Source organism: Brevibacterium limosum (genome assembly GCF_011617705.1).
Taxonomy (GTDB): domain Bacteria; phylum Actinomycetota; class Actinomycetes; order Actinomycetales; family Brevibacteriaceae; genus Brevibacterium; species Brevibacterium limosum.
In genome coordinates this window covers 1,353,579-1,373,288 of record NZ_CP050154.1, presented here as the reverse complement: position 1 = coordinate 1,373,288, position 19,710 = coordinate 1,353,579, and the positions used below count along the sequence as shown (strand labels likewise).

Below are 19,710 nucleotides of genomic sequence, written 5' to 3'. Positions count from 1 at the left end.
ATAGTCCCGCAGCGGAGCGGGCAGTTGAACTTTCGGTGACCACTTGCCCTCGCCTCGTCAGCGGTGAGGGCCGCCGTCAGCTCTCCCGGCCGAAGAATCGGTTCGCTGCTTGCCTTTCTGTTCCAGGATTGCGGCGTAGAGGAGCTCTTCAGTGGGACTCATCGGTCGGTCGTCGGCATCATAGATGTCGATTCCAACAGTCGACCCACCGATGTCAATGGTTGCGGGCTGCGAGGCCCGGCGAATGTATCTCCATGGGATCATCACCGAAAACTCGCGGTCAGCACTCGGTGGTGCGGCACGAGCTCCGCCGCCCGGCGGCGCGGTCGCCTCGGCCACGATGTCGCCGTGGTTCTGCCCCGGGTCGGGACCGTACTGCCTCCCTGGATCGCACTGCCTACCGGGACCATACTGCCTGCCAGGCTCGTTCCCCGTGCCGGAGTGATCTCCTCGGCCAGAACGGCACCCCGGATCAGGGCCGCTGAGCGGTTTCGTACAGGTCTTATAGCGATGGCCGGTCGGTGTGATCACCTCGAGGGCGTCGGCAGTCGCCTTGTGGCGCCACCCGTCGAGTTCCTTCAGATAGTTGCACGCCGCGCACAGTCCGGAGGAGTTGTCCCACTCAGTCTCACCACCGGCGGCGACGGAGTCGGCATGATCGGCGTGTTTGATGGGCGCCTCGCACCAGGGCGAGCGGCAGACGTCGTCGCGGAAGACGACCATGCGGCGAAGGAGGCCGGAGAATTCCCTCCGACGCGAGTCCATCCGCACGAGCTGACCGTCCTCGGGTCGTGTGTACAGGCGGCGGATGAACGTGGCGGCTTCGTGGTCGGCCACGAAGTTCCTGGCGGCTTGTGCCGGGATCGGGCCGACTCCGGGGAACCAGGCCGATTCATCCCCGGGCCCGAACAGGCTGCTGTCCTGGACGATGAGGTGGACTTCGGTGGGCACCGCCGCAGCGGCAGCTTGCCCGGTCAGCCGCTCGACCACCAAGTCGGCTGCGATCTGATTCTGGGTTCTGCCGTCGGCTGTGCCCGTCGCGATGACAGTCTGCGCCGACTTCTTCAGGTTCGCGTAGGCGGCCACTGCCTGCGGCATCGGCAGCAGAGCGGTCAGGTAGGCCATATTGCCCGGAGCCGGACGCACACTGACCGCACGCTCGTCTACACTGCGCTCGAGATGGTCGACGGCGGCTTTCTGGTCAAGCTTCTGCGCCAGGGCACGCACCTCGTTGCCCAGTCGTCTGACGCCCACCTCGGGCAGGCGTACGGCCATGCGTTCGTCGAGCTCGTGCTTCTTCTCCCGTGGCAGCCAGTCGGATTCTTTGGCGACCGTGCGGGCCTTCTCCTCTGAGATGTCGCCGCCCTTCATCGCCGCGTAGACATTGGGCAGGTCCAAGAGCAGAGTGCGGGAGAACTTCAGCAGGGAGTTGCCGCGATGTCGGGAGACCTTTCTGGCCAAGGCGATCTCAGCACCGACGCCGCGTCCCTGCTTCTTGCTCGCGACTCCGTCTTCGGCTTCCCGATTCCTGCGGTGCATGTCGAACGTCAGAGTCTCGCGAGCCTGCGCCGCGGCGCAGGCGGAGGTCAGCTCCTCCAGAGCCGTGATGCGATCGATCGCCTCTTCTTCGGTCGCCGCCGGAGGCAGTTCGGACAGGCTGTCGCGCCACCGACGGATCTCGGTGAGTGCGTCTGGAACCTGCTCTGCTTCCATGCCCAGAACACTATCGGTCGGCACTGACACGAGATTACTCGCACGCATCTGGGCTGGTCAGAGCCTTATGAGCGCAGAAGCGACTTCAGTAGAAACAGTGAAGCACTGAAGTCGAATTCCGCTCTCAGCTTCTTCAGCTCAGTTCTTCGCCGGTCGTCTCTCGAGCCAAGAAGCTCATCAGGACTACTGCGACGACGACCAGCGCTCCGGTGAGGACGAACGTCAAGGTCAGCCCCAGCACAGGCCACATGAATGCGCCGAACACGATCGGAGCGCTCCCCGTAGCCAGACGTGAGGCCGCCGACGCCCATCCGAAGCCCGAACCTCGCAGTCGTGTCGGGTAGAGCTCGGACACATAGGTGTACAGGGTCGGGATCGCGATCTGGACGACGAATCCGAATCCGATGATGGCGGCCTTCGCCGCGAAGGTGAGGTCCGCGTCAGAGGCTTCGATGAACACTGCCGCTCCGACGAGCAGCACCGCCGCGATGATGGATGAAGCGCCGAGGACGACCTTGCGCCCGAATCGCTCGACGATGAGCGCCGAGGCGATCACGCCGAGGATGCCGATCGCAGTCATGGATCCCGTCACGAGGAAGGCCGCCTGGTCGGCCATGCCCTGCTTCTTGAGGATTCCGGGCAGCCATGTCAGTGCCGCGTAGTAGACAAGGAGGACTGAGACGAAGAGCGACCACGAGACGAGAGTCGTTTTGGCGGAGTGCTCCCACAGCTGCACCAGCTGGCCGCTCGCGGCACGCAGCTGTCGGCTCACGCTGGGCTCGGCCGGTGTTGCCGGTGCTGCCGACGCCGCCGGTGTTGCCGGGTCTGTCGGTGTTGCAGGTGTTGCCGGTGTTGCCGGTGCCGCCGGCTTCGATGGTGCTCCGGAAGTGCCCGCTGCGGACGTCTCCGCGCCGGCGACTTCAGCGGTCTTCGCCGCGGAGGCGGCAGGCGCTTCATGAGTCCATTCGTGCACGTCGGCACCGGTGCGTTCGACAAGGCGTGCGATGACCGCGTCGGCCTCGGCGCAGCGACCGACGGAAGCGAGATAGAGAGGTGATTCCGGGATTCCGAAACGCACGGCGACGGTGAGCAGGGCCGGCACGATCATGACGAGCATGATCAGACGCCAGTCGCCGAAGTCGAGCAGATAAGCCGAGACGAAAGCACAGAGCGAGGCTCCGATGGGCCACCATCCGTCCATCGCGGTGAGCACGCGCCCACGGTGACGGCTCGGAGTGAACTCCCCGACGAGCGCATAGTCGACGGGGATGCATCCGCCGAGCCCGAATCCGGCGAGGAAGCGGAAGAGGATGAACCACCCGTAAGCGGGCGAGAAGGCACCGGCGACGGTGAAGATCGAGAATACGAGGAGCGTGAGAGTGAATGCCTTCTTCCGCCCGATGACGTCGGCGATGCCGCCCCAGATGAAGGCGCCCAGAGCCATGCCGATGAGGTTCGCGGTCGCGATCCATGCGGCCTGGCCGACGCTGAGATCCCAGTAGTCGCTGAGCAGCGGAATGAGGAATCCGTTGAGAGCGACGTCCCACGCGTCGAACATGAAACCGAGCCCGCCGATGATGAAGATGGCACCTTGAGTGCGCCACTTCCATGGCAGGTGAGCGATGACTTCGGAGGCTGTCGGAACCGACGCCGAGGTGGTCGTGTGCACGGGGCCACAGTACCTCAATTAACGCATAACTGCGTAAAACGCTCCGTGCGCAGTCAAAAGGCGGGCCGCCGCGAATCCCTTCGCAGCAGCCCGCCAGATGAGCATGTCGCAGCGGCCCGCCAGACGAGCATGTCGCACCAGCCCGCCGGATGAGCATGCTCGGCAACCGCCCGGAGCGGGCGGACCCACCAGACCCGATCAGGCCAGGCGCACGAGCCAGTTGTTCTTGTCCTCGACGCGTCCGTACTGGATGTCGAGCAGCGTCTTGCGCAGCTCCATGGTCTTCTCACCGGCGTCTTCACCGTGGTCGATGGTGAAGTCTTCGCTGACGAGTCTGCTGATCGGCGTGATGACCGCAGCAGTGCCACAGGCGAAGGCCTCGACGATCTCGCCGCTGGCGGCACCTTCACGCCACTCCTCGATGGAGATCTGGCGCTCTTCGGGCTCGAGGCCGAGCTGCGGGGCCAGGTCGAGCAGCGAACGACGGGTGACTCCGTCGAGGATCGAGTCGCTGAGCGCGGGGGTGAGCAGCTTGCCGTCCCTGGTCACGAGCATGAGGTTCATGCCGCCGAGCTCATCGATGTACTTGCCCTCCACAGCATCGGTGAACAGCACCTGCTGGCAGCCCTTCGCCGCCGCCTCGTTGGTGGCCACCAGGGATGCCGCGTAGTTGCCGCCGCACTTGGCGAAACCGGTGCCGCCGGCACCGGCACGCTTGAGCTTCGGCGAGAGCCAGATCGAGAGCGGCTTGATGCCGCCGGAGAAATAGGGGCCCGCAGGCGATGCGATGACGTAGTAGTCGACCTCGTGGCTGGCCCGCACGCCGAGGAACCGCTCTGTGGCGATCATGAATGGGCGCAGGTACATGCTCGACTCATCGGCCTCCGACTCCGGCGTCGGCACCCATGCCTGGTCAAGGCTGACCAATGCCTTGAGCGAGTTGATGAAGTCCTCTTCGGGCAGCTGCGGCAGCGCGAGACGCTCAGCGGACTTGTTGATGCGCGCGGCGTTGCGCTCGGGGCGGAACGTCCACACCGAACCGTCGGCATGACGGTAGGCCTTCAACCCCTCGAAGATCTCCTGGGCGTAATGGAACACGGCGGCCGCCGGATCGAGCACCAACGGTCCGTACGGCTTGACCTCATGCGCCTGCCAACCGTCATCGACCGTGTATCGGATGTGCGCCATATGGTCGGTGAAGTACTGGCCGAAGCCGGGGTCCTTCTTGATGTTCTCGCGCACCAGCTCGGGTTGCGGCTGGAGGTTCTTAAGAACGGTGAAATCTGTCATGAAAACTCTCTTCTCATTTGTGATGAGTGACACTTTCAGAGTAGTCCATCACCCCGGCGCTCGTCGCACCGGGGTGATGGCGTCAGCCCTGAAAACGGGTGTCAGTCGAATGGGTTAATCCTCGCAGAGGTGACCCCATCGTCACCCACCCGCCCCTCGCCGAGGCGGTCGATCGAATCAGCCGAGGCGTGCCGCGATCGCGTCGCCCACCTCGGTGGTGGATCGCTTCGTTCCATCGCGCTCGGCGAGGTCGGCCTCGACGGCCGCCTCGATCGACTTCGCCACGACCTCGAGCCCTAGATGAGAGGCCATGAGCGCCCCCGAGAGGATCGATGCCGTCGGGTCGGCGATCTGCTGGCCCGCGATATCCGGAGCGGATCCGTGGATCGGCTCGAACAGGCTCGGCGCCGTTCCTTCGACGTTGAGGTTCCCCGAGGCGGCCAGACCGATTCCGCCGGTCACCGCGGCTGCGAGGTCCGTGAGGATGTCACCGAAGAGATTGTCGGTGACGATGACGTCGTAGCGCTCGGGATTCGTGACCATGTAGATCGTGCACGCATCGGTGTGCTCGTAGTCGACGGCCACCTCGGGGTATTCCCGACCGACCTTCTCGACCACGCGACGCCACAGGTGACCGGCATGGACCATGACATTGTGCTTGTGCACATAGGTCAGCTTCTTGTTCCGAGCCTGAGCGCGGGCGAAGGCATCGCGGACGGCGCGCTCGACGCCGTACCACGTGTTGACCGAGACCTCAGTCGCGACTTCCTGCGGGGTGTCCGTGCGCACGGATCCGCCGGATCCGGTGTACGAGCCTTCGGTGCCCTCGCGGACGACGACGAAGTCGATCGTGCCGGGATCGGCCAGCGGGCTGGTGACTCCGGCGAACAGCTTCGAGGGACGCAGGTTCACCGCATGCCCCAGCCCGAAGCGCATCTTGAGGATGACTCCGCGCTCGAGCACGCCGGAGGGCACGGACGGGTCTCCGCAGGCGCCGAAGAAGATGGCATCATGGCCGCGCAGCGATTCGAGCTCTTCGTCCGTGAGCGTCTCACCCGTCTCATGGAAGCGCTGGGCGCCGACGTGATAGTCGGTGAGCTCGAGCTCGACCGGCTCGCCTGACACCTCGATGGCGCGCTGGAGGACTTTGAGACCTTCGGGGACGACCTCGTTGCCGATTCCATCTCCGGGCATGACTGCGATTGAGAACTTCATGTTCACAGAATAGGACCGCATCTCACGATACAACTACTGTGTCCTACGATGCGGACACTCGGGGGCACCGTACCGGCGCGAAGATTCAGCGATCCCCACCGCGCGAATGCGGCACGGCTGCCTTGGGCGAAGCCCGCCGTCCCCGCTTCCGACCCCGCGAGCCGTGTGCCGTCATGAACAATTTCACGTCTCAATCCCTGTTCTCGGCTACACATCCGGCCGCGCAGGGACGAAGATGGAGATAGCACCCCCAAACCCCGTGGGGGCCACGCAGAATCAGCCCCGAGAGAAAGTCGATCATTGACCGAGACCATCCGCAACGCCCGTGCCGCAGCTCTGCCCGCCAAACTCTCCCGGTCCTGGCTGCTCGTCAATGCTGCGAAGGAGGAGATCTTCACTCCCGCGCAGACCTCGGAAGCGGACTCCGTCATCTTCGACCTCGAAGCTTCGGTTGCCGAAGACCAGAAGATCGAGGCCCGCGACAATGTCGTGCGTGCGCTTGAGAACGGAATGTCGGCCTGGGTGCGCATCAACAAGATGGAGTCCGAGTTCTGGGACGACGACCTCGCCGCCGTCGCCATGCTGCCCGGTCTGCGCGGAGTCATGCTCCCGGAGACCGAACGCCCCGAGCAGGTGTCCTACACCGCAATGCGCGCGAAGGCCGGACTGCCCGTGCTCGCCCTCCTCGAATCGGCCCGCGGAGTGGAGAACGCCACCCGCATCGCCGAGGCGCCCGGCACCTTCCGCCTGGCCTTCGGCACCAACGACTTCCGCAAGGACACCGGCTTCTCCGGCGACCCGATGGCCCTGGCCTATGCCCGTTCGCGCCTGACCATCGCCTCTCGCATGGGCGGCCTGCCGGGCCCCATCGACGGTCCGTCGGCCGCCGATGCCGACGATGACAAGGTCCGGTCCGACGCCGAAGTGACGCACATGATGGGCATGACCGGAAAGCTCGTCCTCACCATCGACCAGGTCAACACCCTCAACGAGGCCATGAGCCCGAGCGAGGACGAACGCGACTGGGCCCGCCAGATGCTCGAAGCCGCCGAAGGCGGTTCCGAGATCACCGACGGCTCCTACCTGCCGCGTCTGGCCCGTGCGAAGAAGATCGCGTCCCTGGCCGACACCTACGGCCTCTGGAACGCTTGAGCCGACAGCCGTCCTGGCTGCTGTGGTCGACGCCGCCGACCGTTCTGCTCGTCATCGCCTTCGGCCTGTGGCTGCGTCTCGATCACGCCGGGCCCACCGGACTCGATGAGTCCTGGCTGGACCTCGTCGGCCTCGTTCAGGGCTCGGTCCCCTACCGGATCGCCGTCGTCCTCGCCGAGGTCGGCGGGGGCACCGGGGTGGTCATCTGCACCGCACTGCTCGCCGGCATCTTCGTGCTGGGCAGGCGCTGGCGCTCGGCGATCTTCCTCGTCACGACGATGCTGGCCGGCATCGCCGCCTCGGAGATCCTCAAGGCCGTCGTCACCCGCCTGCGCCCCGGCGATCAGCTCTACGAATCCTTGGGCTTCTCCTACCCCTCGGGACATTCGATGGGAGCGGCCGCATTGGCCATGAGTCTGGCGATCATCGCCTGCCGCCGCCATCAGCTGCGCAGATCAGAAGCTCAGGCAGTCCGTGATTCCGCCTACCCCGTCGCTGACAGTGCCGCAGGGCCGAAAGCCGACCGAACACCCGCACCGAGGATGGGATTCCATTGGTCGTTCATCCTCGCCGGCATCTGGATCCTCGCGATGATGTGGTCGCGGACCGCCCTCCAGGTCCACTGGCTCACCGACACGATCGCCGGGGCCTTCATCGGCATCGCCGTCGCCGTTCTCGCCGACGAATTCTGGACCCTGACAGCAACACGGACCCGCTCAGCCCGCTTCGCTCTGTGGCTTGCGGGTTGAACGGGCCCTGCCGGTGAGGTCTCAGTCCTCCTGCAGCGAGACGCCGGTGAAGGCCGAGGCATTCACGGCGCCGGCAACGGCCTTGACGACCTCGTCGGAGACGACCGAATCGACGGCGAGCACGGACAGCGCCTCGTTGCTCGTCGACGCCGGCGAGACCTGCATGCCTGCGATGTTGACGTCGTTGGCGCCGAGTGCCAGACCCAGCTGACCGATGATTCCCGGGCGATCCTCGTAGCGGAAGATCAGGAGGTTGTCGGTCAGCTCGATCTCGAGCGAATAGCCGTCGACTTCGGTGAGCTTCTGCACGAGCTTCGGACCGGTCACGGTGCCGGATACGGAGATCCGCTGCCCGGTGCTCGTCGTCGCGGTCAGGCGGGTGATGTTGCGGAACGATTCGCAGTACGGATCGGTGACGAGCTCGACGCCGATTCCGCGCTCTTCCGCCAGCAGCGGAGCGTTGACATAGGAGACCTGGTCGGACACGACGTCCTTGAATAGGCCCTTGAGCGCCGAGAGCTTGAGGACGGAGACGTCCTTGTCGGCGATCTCGCCGTTGACCTCGACCTTGAAGTGCGTGACCGAGGAATCGGCCAGAGCGTTGACGACCCGACCCAGACGCTCGGCCAGTGGGATGCCCGGACGCACATCCTCGTGGATGGCGCCGCCTGCGACATTGACCGCATCGGGGACGAGTTCCCCGGCCAGGGCCTTGCGCACGGACTTCGCCACGGCGACACCGGCCTTCTCCTGAGCCTCATGAGTCGAGGCGCCCAGGTGCGGGGTGACGTTGACGGCGTCGAGGTCCATGAGAGCCGAGTGCTCCGGCGGTTCGACGTTCCAGACATCGATTCCGGCGCCGCCGACCTCGCCGTCGGCCACGGCCTCGGCCAGCGCCGCCTCGTCGATGATGCCGCCGCGGGCGACGTTGATGAACCGGGCGCCGGGCTTGGCGGCCTTGAGCTCTGCGGTGCTGATCATGCCGATCGTCTCCGGCGTCTTGGGCATGTGCACGGTGACGAAGTCGGACACCGCGAGCAGACCGGCCAGGTCGACGACCTCGACGCCCATCTGCGCCGCACGGGCCTGGGTGATGTAGGGGTCGTAGCCGACGAGCCGCATCCCGAAGGCCTTCGCGCGTTCGGCGACGAGACCGCCGATGCGTCCGAGGCCGACGATGCCCAGAGTCTTCTCGTAGAGTTCGACGCCGGTGTACTTCTTCCGGTTCCACTCCCCCGCCTTCAGCGAGGTGTTGCCGGCGCCGAAGTAGCGAGCCGAACCGAGGATATGGGCCATCGTCAGCTCGGCTGCGGAGATGACGTTCGACGTGGGAGCGTTGACGACCATGACACCCGCCGAGGTGGCTGCGGGGACATCGACATTGTCGAGTCCGACTCCGGCGCGGGCGATGACCTTGAGGTTCTTCGCAGCGTTGATGGCCTCGGCGTCGACCTGTGTGGCCGACCGGACGAGGACCGCATCGGCGTCGGCGATGGCGGGCAGGAGCTGGGATCGGTCGGCGCCCTCGGTGTGACGGATATCGAAGTCTCCTCCGAGAGCTTCGATCGTGGCCGGTGACAGTTCTTCGGCGATGAGCACGACGGGCTTGGGCACTGATTTCCTCCTGTTGCGTCCGGGACGCGTCCACCTTATGAGACTTTCAGGATTCCCTCACAAGGTCTCAGATTCTGGGAAGAATCGCTCAACAGAGCGTGCGGCGTGCTCAGAACCCGTTCGGCGAATACGGCGCACGCCCCAGGCTGAACATCGCACTGGCGAGCACCGCGGACCCCGGCGTCTTCTCGTCGATGCGCCCTGCCCGGGCGAGGATGACGGGATCGGCGCCGCCGAAGTACAGGGACCCGAGTTCGGCGATGCCGAGCCCCAGGTCTGCCGGCGTCGAATCGGAGGCAGGGGTCACCTCGGCGTCGGTGCCGTCCGAGGTGATCGTAAAGCGTCCCCCGGCGAGGTCGAGGGAATCGTCGATGTCGATCGTCAGCGTTCCGGGCACATACCAGGGCCGGGCCTCGAGCGCGGACTTGACGTCGAGGATGCGGATCCAGATGTTGTCCTCGCTCGCGACGGTCTTCACGCGTCGCGAATCGGTGAGCAGCCACGGCAGCGGAGAGTATTCGGCGGACTCGCCGAAGGTCACCCGCGTGGACAGGTCGATGGCGGCGAGGAAGGACCACAGGGAGGCATACGCCGCATCGGTGACGGCCACGAAGTCGATGATGTCGACGGTCGGCGGGGTCTTCGACCAGCCGGCGAACTTGTAGGAGACATAGCCGTCGGGCTCGCCCTGTTCGTCGAAGTGCAGGGCCGCGCGGACGCTGCGGTCCTCTTCGCCGGTCTCGACGTTGAGAGCACCCGTGGCGCGTTCGATATAGGTCTGCTGGCGCTCCATCGCTCCGGGCGAGGTGCGCATGAACCGGTCGTAGATCTTCGGTGCCAGTTCGCGCAGCTCACTGGGCAGGCACATCTCGACGCGCCGATCGGGTTCGCGGACCATCTTGAACCCGGGCGAGGTGTCGACCTCGACCGAGTGCGACCATGTGGCCACACCGAATCCGAAACGCGAATAGATGCCGCCCTCGGTCGCAGTCAGTGCGGCGAACGGGTAGCCGCCCGCCTTCGCCTCGGCGAGGTCGGTGGTCATGAGCGACCGCAGCAGGCCGCGCCGGCGATGAGTCGGGCGCACCGTGATCCAGGTGATGAGGTGCCCGGGAACCAGCCGTCCGCCGCCGACGTTGACGAGCTTCTCGAACCACGCGAAGGTCGCCACGGGGGTCGAGGAGTCGAGGCCGTGGTCGTACTCCCTGTCAGCGTAGACGGCCGTGAGGTGTCGGCCGTCGGCGATCGCCCGCTTCACCCGATCGACCAAGGCCGTGTCCGTGGAACGGGGGTCGTGGAAGCCGACGCTCGTCGAGGCGAAATACGCCCTCGTGCGCTCGTCCGGTTCGCCGGTGGCGTCGTCGATGGTCGGCTTGAAGTCTTCGAATCTGTAATTCGTCACACATCCACAGTAATCCAGTTCCCCGCCCGCGTCGGGGATAATCTCCCGATCGATCGAAGTTCGGGCGCTGGGATCACCGGCATGAGTCGAAGGAGCCCCGGACACCTTGCGGCGTCCGGGGCTCCTTCGATCAGAACCGATTGATCAGACTCAGCGAGCGGCAGTGCCCTCGGTGTAGTCGTCGTCGGAGTCCTTGAGCCAGGCGAACATCTTGCGCAGCTCGCGGCCGGTGGCCTCGATCGGGTGCTGCTCTTCCTTGGCGCGCAGCTCCTTGAACTCCGGTGCGCCGTTCTTCTGGTCGTTCATGAAGCGCTCGGCGAACTTGCCGTTCTGGATGTCGTCGAGGACGCCCTTCATGTTCTCCTTCACCTCGGGGGTGATGACCCGCGGGCCGGAGACGTAGTCGCCGTACTCAGCGGTGTCGGAGCAGGACCAACGCTGCTTGGCGATTCCGCCCTCGACCATGAGGTCGACGATGAGCTTGAGCTCGTGGAGGACCTCGAAGTAGGCGATCTCGGGCTGGTAGCCGGCCTCGGTCAGGGTCTCGAAGCCGTACTGGACGAGGTGCGAGACACCGCCGCAGAGCACGGTCTGCTCACCGAACAGGTCGGTCTCGGTCTCCTCGGTGAAGGTGGTCTTGATGCCGCCGGCGCGCAGGCCGCCGATGCCCTTGGCGTAGGACAGCACGGTGTCCCAGGCCTTGCCGGAGGCGTCGACCTCGACGGCGACGAGGACGGGCACACCGCGTCCGTCGACGAACTCACGACGGACCACGTGGCCCGGTCCCTTCGGTGCGACCATGATGACGTCGACGCCCTCGGGAGCCTGGATGTAGTCGTAGCGGATATTGAAGCCGTGGATGAACACGAGGGTCTTGCCGGGAGCCAGCTGATCCTTGATCTCACTGTTGAAGATCTCGGCCTGAACCTGGTCGGGTGCGGCGATGGTGATGACATCGGCCCATGCGGCCACCTCGGCGGGGGTGCCGACCTCAAGGCCTTCGGCTGCGGCCTTGTCGCGGCTGGCCGAGCCTTCCTTGAGACCGATGCGGACCTCTGCGCCCGAGTCGCGCAGGCTCAGCGAGTGGGCGTGGCCCTGGCTGCCGTAGCCGATGACGGCGACCTTCTTGCCCTGGATGATCGACAGGTCTGCGTTGTCGTCGTAATAGCGTTCTGCTGCCATAGTTCTAGCTCCTTCGGATTACGGGGTGATGTCCCCATTGTTTCACAGTTCGGTACTGCTGTTCACTTATTGAGATGTGCGGGGTTCCACAAGTTGGAACGCGAAATCAGCTGCGGAGTGCGCGATCGGTGATCGACTTCGCCCCACGGCCGATGGCCACAGTTCCCGACTGCACGATCTCCTTGATCCCGAAGGGCTCGAGGACCTCGCGCAGCGCTTCGACTTTGCCGAGCTCACCGGTGGCCTCGATGCTCACGGATTCGGGGCCGACGTCGACGATCTTCGCCCGGAACATCTCCACCGCCGAGGCGACCTGCGGACGTGTCGCCGCATTGGCCTTGACCTTGTAGATGATGTGCGCTCGACGCACCGAGGTCTCGGGTTCGAGCTCGACGATCTTGATGACGTTGACGAGCTTGTTCAGCTGCTTCGTCACCTGCTCCAGCGGAACATCGTTGACGTCGACGACGACGGTGATCCGCGAGAGCTCGTCGTGCTCGGTCACACCGACCGCGAGGCTGTGGATGTTGAAGCCGCGGCGGGCGATGAGTCCGGTGAACCGAGTGAGCACGCCGGGCTTGTTCTCGACCAGGACAGAGAGTGTGTGCCGGCTGTTGTTCATTCCAGGCCTCCTTCGATCTGAGCCACGGAACGCACCGTGCCGTCTTCGTTCGCTCCAGCCTCGGCGATGGCGGCCTCGGCTTCCTCTTCGCCCTCACCGTCGAACTCGGGACGGATGCCGCGGGCGTATTCGATCTCATCGTTCGACACACCTGCCGCGACCATCGGCCACACCATCGCATCCGGCGGGACCGTGAAGTCGAGGACGACCGGTCGGTCATTGATCGACAGCGCCTTCTCGATCGCGGCGTCGACATCCTCGTTGCGGTCCACACGCAGCGCCTCGCAGCCGTAGGCCTCGGCCAGTCTGACGAAATCGGGGATGCGGATCGTCTCGTGACCGGTGTTGAGGTCGGTGTTCGAGTAGCGGCCGTCGTAGAACAGGGTCTGCCACTGGCGGACCATGCCCAGCGACGAGTTGTTGATGATCGCGACCTTGATCGGGATGTTGTTGAGCGCGCAGGTGGCCAGTTCCTGATTCGTCATCTGGAAACAGCCGTCACCGTCGATCGCCCACACCACGCGGTCGGGCTGGCCGACCTTCGCACCCATGGCCGCGGGCACCGAGTAGCCCATGGTGCCCAGACCCCCGGAGTTCAGCCAGGACTTGGGGCGCTCGAACTCGATGAACTGAGCCGCCCACATCTGGTGCTGTCCCACGCCTGCGGCATAGACCGCCTCGGGGCCGGTGAGAGCGGAGATCCGGGAGATGACGTACTGCGGATCGCAGAGTTCGCCGTGCGTCTCATAGCCGAGCGGATAGGTCTGCTTGAGACGATTGAGGAAACGCCACCACGGTTCACGCTGACGCTCGAGAGCCTTGGGGAACTTGCTGCGCATCTCCGCGAGCATCTCGGCGAGCACCTCACGGGCGTCGCCGACGATGGCGACATCCACATCGCGGTTCTTCCCGATCTCGGCCGGGTCGATATCGGCGTGGATGACCTGCGCATTCGGGGCGAAGGAATCGAGTTTGCCGGTCACGCGGTCGTCGAAGCGGGCACCGATGGCGATGAGCAGATCGGCCTTCTGGAAGGCGGTGACGGCCGGCACACTGCCGTGCATTCCGGGCATGCCCAGATGCAGCTGGTGCGAGTCGGGGAACGCTCCGCGAGCCATGAGCGTGGTGACCACCGGAATGTTCGTGGCCTCGGCTAGGCGCAGCAGCTCCTTCTCGGCCTCCGAGCGGATGACTCCGCCGCCGATGTAGAACACCGGGCGCAGGGCCTGCGACATCAGGCGCGCGGCCTCGCGGATCTGCTTGGCGTGCGGCTTGAGGACCGGACGGTAGCCGGGCAGCGCCGGCTCCTCCGGCCAGGCGAACGGAGCAGTGCCGGTCTGCGCATCCTTGGTGATGTCGACGAGCACGGGTCCCGGGCGGCCGGTGGTCGCGATGTGGTGGGCGTTGACGAGGACTCCGGGGATATCCTCGGCGCGGGTGACGAGGAAGCTGTGCTTGGTCACCGGCATCGTCATGCCGACGATATCGGCTTCCTGGAACGCGTCGGTTCCGAGCAGGGACGAGGCCTGCTGACCGGTGATCGCGAGCATCGGCACGGAGTCCATGTTCGCGTCGGCCAGGGCCGTGATGAGGTTCGTCGCGCCCGGGCCCGAGGTGGCGATGCACACGCCGAGCTTGCCCGATGCGGCCGCATAGCCTTCGGCCGCGTGGCCGGCGCCCTGCTCGTGGCGGACGAGGATGTGGCGGATCTTGTCGGTCTCGAACAGCGGATCGTAGGTGGGAAGGATGGTGCCGCCGGGAAGCCCGAATACCGTGTCGACCTCGAGCTTCTCGAGGCTGCGGACGATCGCCTGAGCACCGGTGAGGACCTCGGGGCCGGTAGTGCGGCGAATGCTGGACGGTGTGGCTGTGACCGGTGTGGGCGCGGACTGAGTGCCCGTGTCCTTCGCGGTCGAGGGCTTGGCTGCCATCGATTCCTATCCTTCCTAGGTTTCCTTCTCATCTCCGCATTAAAAAAGCCCCTCCGGATTCGGTAGGGGCGCGCGGAACGTGTCGTCTCGACAGGCTACGGAAGATCCGCGCGCTGAGTAATAACGACGACGAGAAGGTGAGTCATGCCTCAATGGTTCCCCGCAGCACTCTGGGGTGTCAAACCTTGCAATCCTTCGTCTCAATAAACGAGACGAAAGTGGCTTGACAGGCGAGACTCCGTCGATTCAGCGCACAGAGAAACAGGAAGTCCGTTTGCCGGATTCGTGGAATAGATCACAGTCTGCGACTAGGCTGGATTCTCGTGCGCCCCCTCCTCCGTTTCTGGCCTGATCTCCGTTCCCGCATCGGCGTGTACATCCTCGTGCTCGTCCTCACTCTCCTGGCCAACGGAATCCAGCTCGTCGTCCCGGTGATCACCGGCTACATCGTCGACGGGCCCATCGCCCACCGCGACCTGTCGGCCCTGTGGCTGCCGGTCCTCGGGGTGCTGTTCATCGGCATCGCCGAGGCGGTCGGAATGTGGGCCCGGCGCATGGTCGTCGCTCCCGTCGTCTCTCATTGGGAGGTGACGTGGCGTTCGCGTCTGTTCGATCGTCTGCAGTACACCTCGGTGGCGATCCATGATTCCTGGGAGTCCGGCCAGCTGCTCTCGCGCGCGGTCAATGATCTGTCCCAGCTGCGTCGCTTCTTCGCCTTCGGACTGCCGTTCCTCGTCTCCACGCCGATCGTGCTCGCCGTCGGCACGGTCATGCTCGTGCTCATGCAGCCCGTGTTCGGTCTGATCATGATCCTTATGGCGGTGCCGGCGATCATCGCGGTCGCGATCTTCGAGAAGCACTACCGGGAGACCTCCCGGCGGTCGCAGGACACCATGGGCGAGGTGACCACGGATGTCGAGGAGTCCATCCAGGGCATCCGCATCCTCAGGTCCTTCGGCCGCTCCCCCTGGGCCGCCGAGCGCTTCTCCGAGATCTCGACTCGGCTGAAGTCCTTGGAGATCCGCAAAGCGAAGCTCGACTCCTGGCTGTGGAGTGTGCTCCTGCTGCTGCCGACTCTGGCTCAGGCCGCGATCGTCGCCGTCGGCACCTGGGGTGTCATCGAGGGTTGGACGACGATCGGCACGGTCGTGGCGGCAGTGACGATCTCGATGGTGCTGCGCATGCCCATCGAGATGCTCGGCTTCCTGCTCGCCGATGCACTCATGGCGCTGACCGCCGCCGGCCGGTACTGGGAGGTCATCGATATCCGCCACGACATCACCGACATCGACGGTGGTGTCGACGATGCTCCCGAGGTCGGGCACTTCCGCGGGAAGCTGCGCTTCGACGATGTCGATTTCCATTTCGCCGATACCGAGCGACTGACTCTGCAGGGTCTCGATCTCACCATCGAACCCGGTCAGACTCTCGCTCTCGTCGGGGCGACCGGCTCGGGGAAGACCACGCTGGCTTCGCTCGTGCCCAGGCTTCAGGACGTCTCCGCCGGCACGGTGAGCATCGACGGCGTCGACATCCGGGACATGCCGGTCAACGAGCTGCGTCACCTCGTATCCGTGTCCTTCGAGGATCCGATCCTGTTCTCGACCTCGGTCGCCGAGAACATCGAGATGGGCGCCCCGGGCGCGAGCGAGGAAGAGATCTGGAAGGCCCTCGAGATCGCTGCGGCGAAGGATTTCGTCTCCCGCCTGCCTGATGGCTTGGACACGCAGGTCGGCGAGCAGGGTCTGTCTCTGTCCGGTGGTCAGCGTCAGCGCCTCGCCTTGGCCCGCGCAGTCATCGGGCGTCCGCGCATCCTGGTCCTCGACGACCCGCTCTCGGCCGTCGACGTCGACACCGAGGATCGGGTGCAGCGGGCCCTGCGGGAGATTCTGCCGGACTCGACGACGCTCATCATCGCCCACCGCCCCTCCACGGCGGCGCTGGCCGATGTGGTGGCCGTGCTCGATGAGGGCCGGATCGCGGCCCTGGGCCCGCACGAGCAGCTGCTCGAGTCCTCGACGCTCTACCGCGAACTCATGGGGGCGAGCGCGAAGGTCGAGGCGCATACGGACCCGCGCGTGCAATCGAGTGCGCCTGCGGGCGCGGAGGCTCGCGCACAGAAGCAGCCACAGGAAGGAGGTCGGCCATGAGCATGCCCCGTCTCGACAGTGACGACGAGATCGAGGCGCTGCCTCCGGACATTGCGAAGAAGGCGCGCTCCCTGCTGATGTCGCTGGTCAGGCCACACCTGCCGATGGCGATCTTCCTCGCCGTCATCGTCGTGCTCACTGCCGCTCTGCTCGTCATCGGGCCGGTGTTCATCGCCGATGCCCTCGACAAGGGCGTTCCCGCGGCGATCGACGGCGATGTCGACCCGCTGATTCGGGCGGTCACACTCTTCGTGGTCTCAGCGGTCGCCTCGGCGATTCTGGCTTTCACCTCGACAAGGCTCGTCGGAATCACCGCGCAGAGGATCCTCTTCACCCTGCGCGAGCGGGTCTTCACTCATGTGCAGCGTCTGGACCTGGGCTATCACGAGAAGTCGACCTCGGGACGGCTGGTGTCCCGGCAGACCTCGGACATGGAGTCGGTGCAGCAGTTCCTGTCGTATTCGCTGTTCGAGACGGCCCTGGCGGTGCTGCAGATGCTCTTCATCGCCGTCACCCTCGTCGTCCTCGATGTGCCGCTGGCGGTCGTCGTCTTCGCGGGCTTCGTGCCGCTGTTCTTCATCACGAAGGCCGCGCATTCGACTCAGCGCAGCGCCTACCGGCGTACGCGGACGTCGATCGCAAAGGTCATCGTCCACTTCGTCGAGACGATGGGCGGCATCCGAGCCGTGCAGGCGTACCGGCGTCAGCCCGAGCGGCGCGGGACCCTGAGCGATCAGGACTCCCGGTATCGGGATGCGAACACCGATGCCCTGCGCGGGGTCGCATGGTTCGCCGGGTGGACGCGACTGATCGGCAATATCACGCAGACGGTGATCATCGTCATCGGTGCGTGGCTCGTCATCGAGGGGTGGACGCAGATCGGAGTGCTCGCCGCGTTCATCCTCTACCTGCGCCGCTTCTACGGCCCGCTCGACGAACTCGTGCAGGCTTTCAATCTCTACCAGTCCGCCTCGGCGGCGTTGGAGAAGATCGCGGCGGTCCTCGACACCGACCCCGAGGTGGTCGAGCCGGCCCAGCCGCGTGCGCTGCCTGCGCACGCGAGCGGTGACGCTGCTGCCAGCGGTCGCGCCCTCGACCTCGACAGCGTCCGCTTCGCCTACGCCGACGGTCCCAATGTCCTCCCCCGATTCGATCTGCACATCCCAGCCGGGCAGATCGTCGCGCTCGTCGGTGCGACCGGCGCCGGCAAGTCGACCCTGGTCAAGCTCGTCACCCGCTTCTATGATCCGAGCGCTGGCCGGATCAACCTCGACGAGGTGGATCTGCGCGACCTCGATGATGCGCAGCTGCGTTCGTCGGTCGTCATGGTCACTCAGGAGTCGTTCCTGTTCGCCGGCACCATCGCCGACAACATCCGCATCGGCAACCCGAATGCCGGCGATGACGACGTCGTTGCCGCCGCGACCGCCGTCGGCTTGGACGCGTTCATCCGCAGGCTGCCCGAGGGCTATGCCACGGATGTGAAGAAGCGCGGCGGCCGGTTGAGTTCGGGACAGCGTCAGCTCGTGTCCTTTGCACGCGTGTTCCTCGCCGATCCGGATGTCGTCGTCCTCGACGAGGCGACCGCGCATCTCGACATCCCGTCCGAGCGGCTGGTGCAGAACGCCCTGGCCACGGTGCTCGAGGGCAGGACTGCGATCATCATCGCCCACCGCCTGTCCACCGTCGAGATCGCCGACCGGGTACTCGTCATGGAATCCGGTCGGATCATCGAGGACGGAACGCCCGACGATCTCATCGCCGGCACGGGCAAATTCGCGCAGCTGCATCAGGCCTGGCGCGATTCGCTCGTGTGAGGTCTTCCCTCCCGACTCCACTCAGTCGAGGATCGACTCACCAGTTCGAACAAAGTAGGTTGTTGCGTACGAGACGATTCGAGTCGATGAGGAGGACGCCCATGAACGCAGAGACGGAGAACCAGGCCGAGGCAGGGCCATCGGTTGAGGAACGACGGATCATCGGCGATGCCATAGCTCGTGGCGGTCAGGTGACGAGGTGGACCGCGGCAATCATCGGTCTGCTGTTCTTCGCCTCCGGACTGTGGTGGGCGGGCATCCTGGTGGTCGTCATAACCACTTTTGATCTGCCTCGTGCTGCGACTCGGCGCTATGCGCGTAAGCGCGGAGTCGAATTGGACATCCCCTCTCTCGACGCGGTTGAGAAGACGTCATGGTCCGGGCTGTTGCTCGCGCTGGTGCTCATTCCCGCCGTCTGCGGAGCAGTCGCGGCTGAGGCGAAGCTCGGTCACCCCCTGCTGCCGTGGTCGTGGAAGAATCCGCAGTACCGGACAGATGACCTGTATTTCCTGATGCCGCTCGCGTTCGCCAGTGTCATTCTCACCACCACCTGGATCGTCCGACGGCGAAAGCGAAACAGCGACGAGGTCACTCGCTGATCAGTGGAACGAATCTGTACAAGCCGTGCCGAGTGATCGTCAGCTCGTCGGCTTCGCGGCCTTCACGGACGACTCGGAGCATCTCCCCCGCCACGGGAATGACCATCGTGCCGCCGACAGCCAGCTGATCGACGAGCTCGTCGGGCAGTGACTCTGCCCCGGCGGAGACGAGGATTCGGTCGAACGGTCCCTCGGAAGGGAGACCGAGGGATCCCGGAATGGCTTCGTGGATGGCCGCCTCGGCGATCGGCGTCCCGTCGGTGATCTCAGCGGTGACGGCTTCGACTGCCGCCTGCGAGGATTCGACGAGCTCGGGGTGACGTTCGACCCCGAGCACTCTTCCCGTCGGTCCGACGAGGACGGCGAGCAGCATCGAGGTCCACCCGGACCCTGATCCGAGGTCGAGGACGGTGTCGCCCGGCTGCGGATCGAGGAGCCGGAGCATGTCCGCGACGGTGCTCGGCTGCGAATTCGTCTGCCCGTGCCCGATCGACAGGGGCGCATTGGCGGAGGCGTTCTGCCGTTCCGCGGTCGGCAGGAAAGGTTCGCGCGGAACCCGGGCGAATGCCTCGGCGATTCGATCCTGCGTCGTATCCGATGTCATT

15 protein-coding genes are annotated in these 19,710 nt (G+C 65.3%); 5 read left to right on the top strand and 10 right to left on the bottom strand.

The window, feature by feature from the left end:
• Window positions 1–57: 57 nt before the first annotated feature.
• From GUY37_RS06140 to GUY37_RS06125, 4 genes are all read right to left on the bottom strand, one after another.
• Complete coding sequence (locus GUY37_RS06140; protein ID WP_166823458.1) at window positions 58–1,713, bottom strand: HNH endonuclease; 1,656 nt, start codon at window positions 1,711–1,713, stop codon at window positions 58–60.
• 133 nt (window positions 1,714–1,846) lie between these two features.
• Complete coding sequence (locus GUY37_RS06135; protein ID WP_166823455.1) at window positions 1,847–3,382, bottom strand: MFS transporter; 1,536 nt, start codon at window positions 3,380–3,382, stop codon at window positions 1,847–1,849.
• Between the two features lie 198 nt (window positions 3,383–3,580).
• Complete coding sequence (locus tag GUY37_RS06130) at window positions 3,581–4,672, bottom strand: branched-chain amino acid aminotransferase (RefSeq protein ID WP_166823452.1); 1,092 nt, start codon at window positions 4,670–4,672, stop codon at window positions 3,581–3,583.
• 177 nt (window positions 4,673–4,849) lie between these two features.
• Window positions 4,850–5,887 (bottom strand): 3-isopropylmalate dehydrogenase, encoded by a 1,038-nt coding sequence (locus GUY37_RS06125; protein WP_166823449.1) that lies wholly within the window; start codon window positions 5,885–5,887, stop codon window positions 4,850–4,852.
• Between the two features lie 300 nt (window positions 5,888–6,187).
• On the opposite strand from GUY37_RS06125, the gene GUY37_RS06120 reads away from it, so the two are divergent.
• Window positions 6,188–7,039, top strand: coding sequence for an HpcH/HpaI aldolase/citrate lyase family protein (locus tag GUY37_RS06120; RefSeq protein WP_166823446.1), 852 nt, complete (start codon window positions 6,188–6,190; stop codon window positions 7,037–7,039).
• Entirely contained in the window at window positions 7,036–7,788 is a 753-nt protein-coding gene (locus GUY37_RS06115) for a phosphatase PAP2 family protein (RefSeq protein WP_166823443.1), read from the top strand. Before GUY37_RS06120 ends, GUY37_RS06115 begins: the two co-directional genes overlap by 4 nt.
• A 21-nt stretch (window positions 7,789–7,809) precedes the next feature.
• Here the strand turns inward: GUY37_RS06115 and serA are convergent, their stop codons facing one another.
• The 5 genes from serA to GUY37_RS06090 all read right to left on the bottom strand — a co-directional run bounded on the left by serA (window position 7,810) and on the right by GUY37_RS06090 (window position 14,539).
• On the bottom strand, window positions 7,810–9,402 hold the full coding sequence (gene serA, locus GUY37_RS06110; RefSeq protein WP_166823440.1) for a phosphoglycerate dehydrogenase: 1,593 nt from the start codon (window positions 9,400–9,402) through the stop codon (window positions 7,810–7,812).
• A gap of 109 nt (window positions 9,403–9,511) precedes the next feature.
• On the bottom strand, window positions 9,512–10,804 hold the full coding sequence (locus GUY37_RS06105) for a GNAT family N-acetyltransferase (RefSeq protein WP_166823437.1): 1,293 nt from the start codon (window positions 10,802–10,804) through the stop codon (window positions 9,512–9,514).
• Between the two features lie 150 nt (window positions 10,805–10,954).
• Window positions 10,955–11,986 (bottom strand): ketol-acid reductoisomerase, encoded by a 1,032-nt coding sequence (gene ilvC / locus GUY37_RS06100; RefSeq protein ID WP_152348158.1) that lies wholly within the window; start codon window positions 11,984–11,986, stop codon window positions 10,955–10,957.
• A gap of 106 nt (window positions 11,987–12,092) precedes the next feature.
• Window positions 12,093–12,608, bottom strand: coding sequence for an acetolactate synthase small subunit (gene ilvN, locus GUY37_RS06095; protein ID WP_152348157.1), 516 nt, complete (start codon window positions 12,606–12,608; stop codon window positions 12,093–12,095).
• Entirely contained in the window at window positions 12,605–14,539 is a 1,935-nt protein-coding gene (locus tag GUY37_RS06090; RefSeq protein ID WP_166823435.1) for an acetolactate synthase large subunit, read from the bottom strand. The genes ilvN and GUY37_RS06090 overlap by 4 nt, the downstream gene beginning before the upstream one ends.
• Window positions 14,540–14,862: 323 nt before the next feature.
• On the opposite strand from GUY37_RS06090, the gene GUY37_RS06085 reads away from it, so the two are divergent.
• The 3 genes from GUY37_RS06085 (at window position 14,863) to GUY37_RS06075 (ending at window position 19,105) form a co-directional block, all read left to right on the top strand.
• Complete coding sequence (locus GUY37_RS06085) at window positions 14,863–16,689, top strand: ABC transporter ATP-binding protein (protein WP_228278393.1); 1,827 nt, start codon at window positions 14,863–14,865, stop codon at window positions 16,687–16,689.
• A complete protein-coding gene (locus GUY37_RS06080; protein ID WP_208094778.1) occupies window positions 16,686–18,506 on the top strand; it encodes an ABC transporter ATP-binding protein in 1,821 nt (606 codons plus the stop codon). The genes GUY37_RS06085 and GUY37_RS06080 overlap by 4 nt, the downstream gene beginning before the upstream one ends.
• A gap of 101 nt (window positions 18,507–18,607) precedes the next feature.
• Entirely contained in the window at window positions 18,608–19,105 is a 498-nt protein-coding gene (locus tag GUY37_RS06075) for a hypothetical protein (protein WP_166823432.1), read from the top strand.
• Here the strand turns inward: GUY37_RS06075 and GUY37_RS06070 are convergent.
• Window positions 19,095–19,709, bottom strand: coding sequence for a protein-L-isoaspartate O-methyltransferase family protein (locus GUY37_RS06070; protein WP_166823429.1), 615 nt, complete (start codon window positions 19,707–19,709; stop codon window positions 19,095–19,097). The two genes, GUY37_RS06075 and GUY37_RS06070, sit on opposite strands and share 11 nt — an antisense overlap.
• Window position 19,710 lies beyond the last annotated feature (1 nt).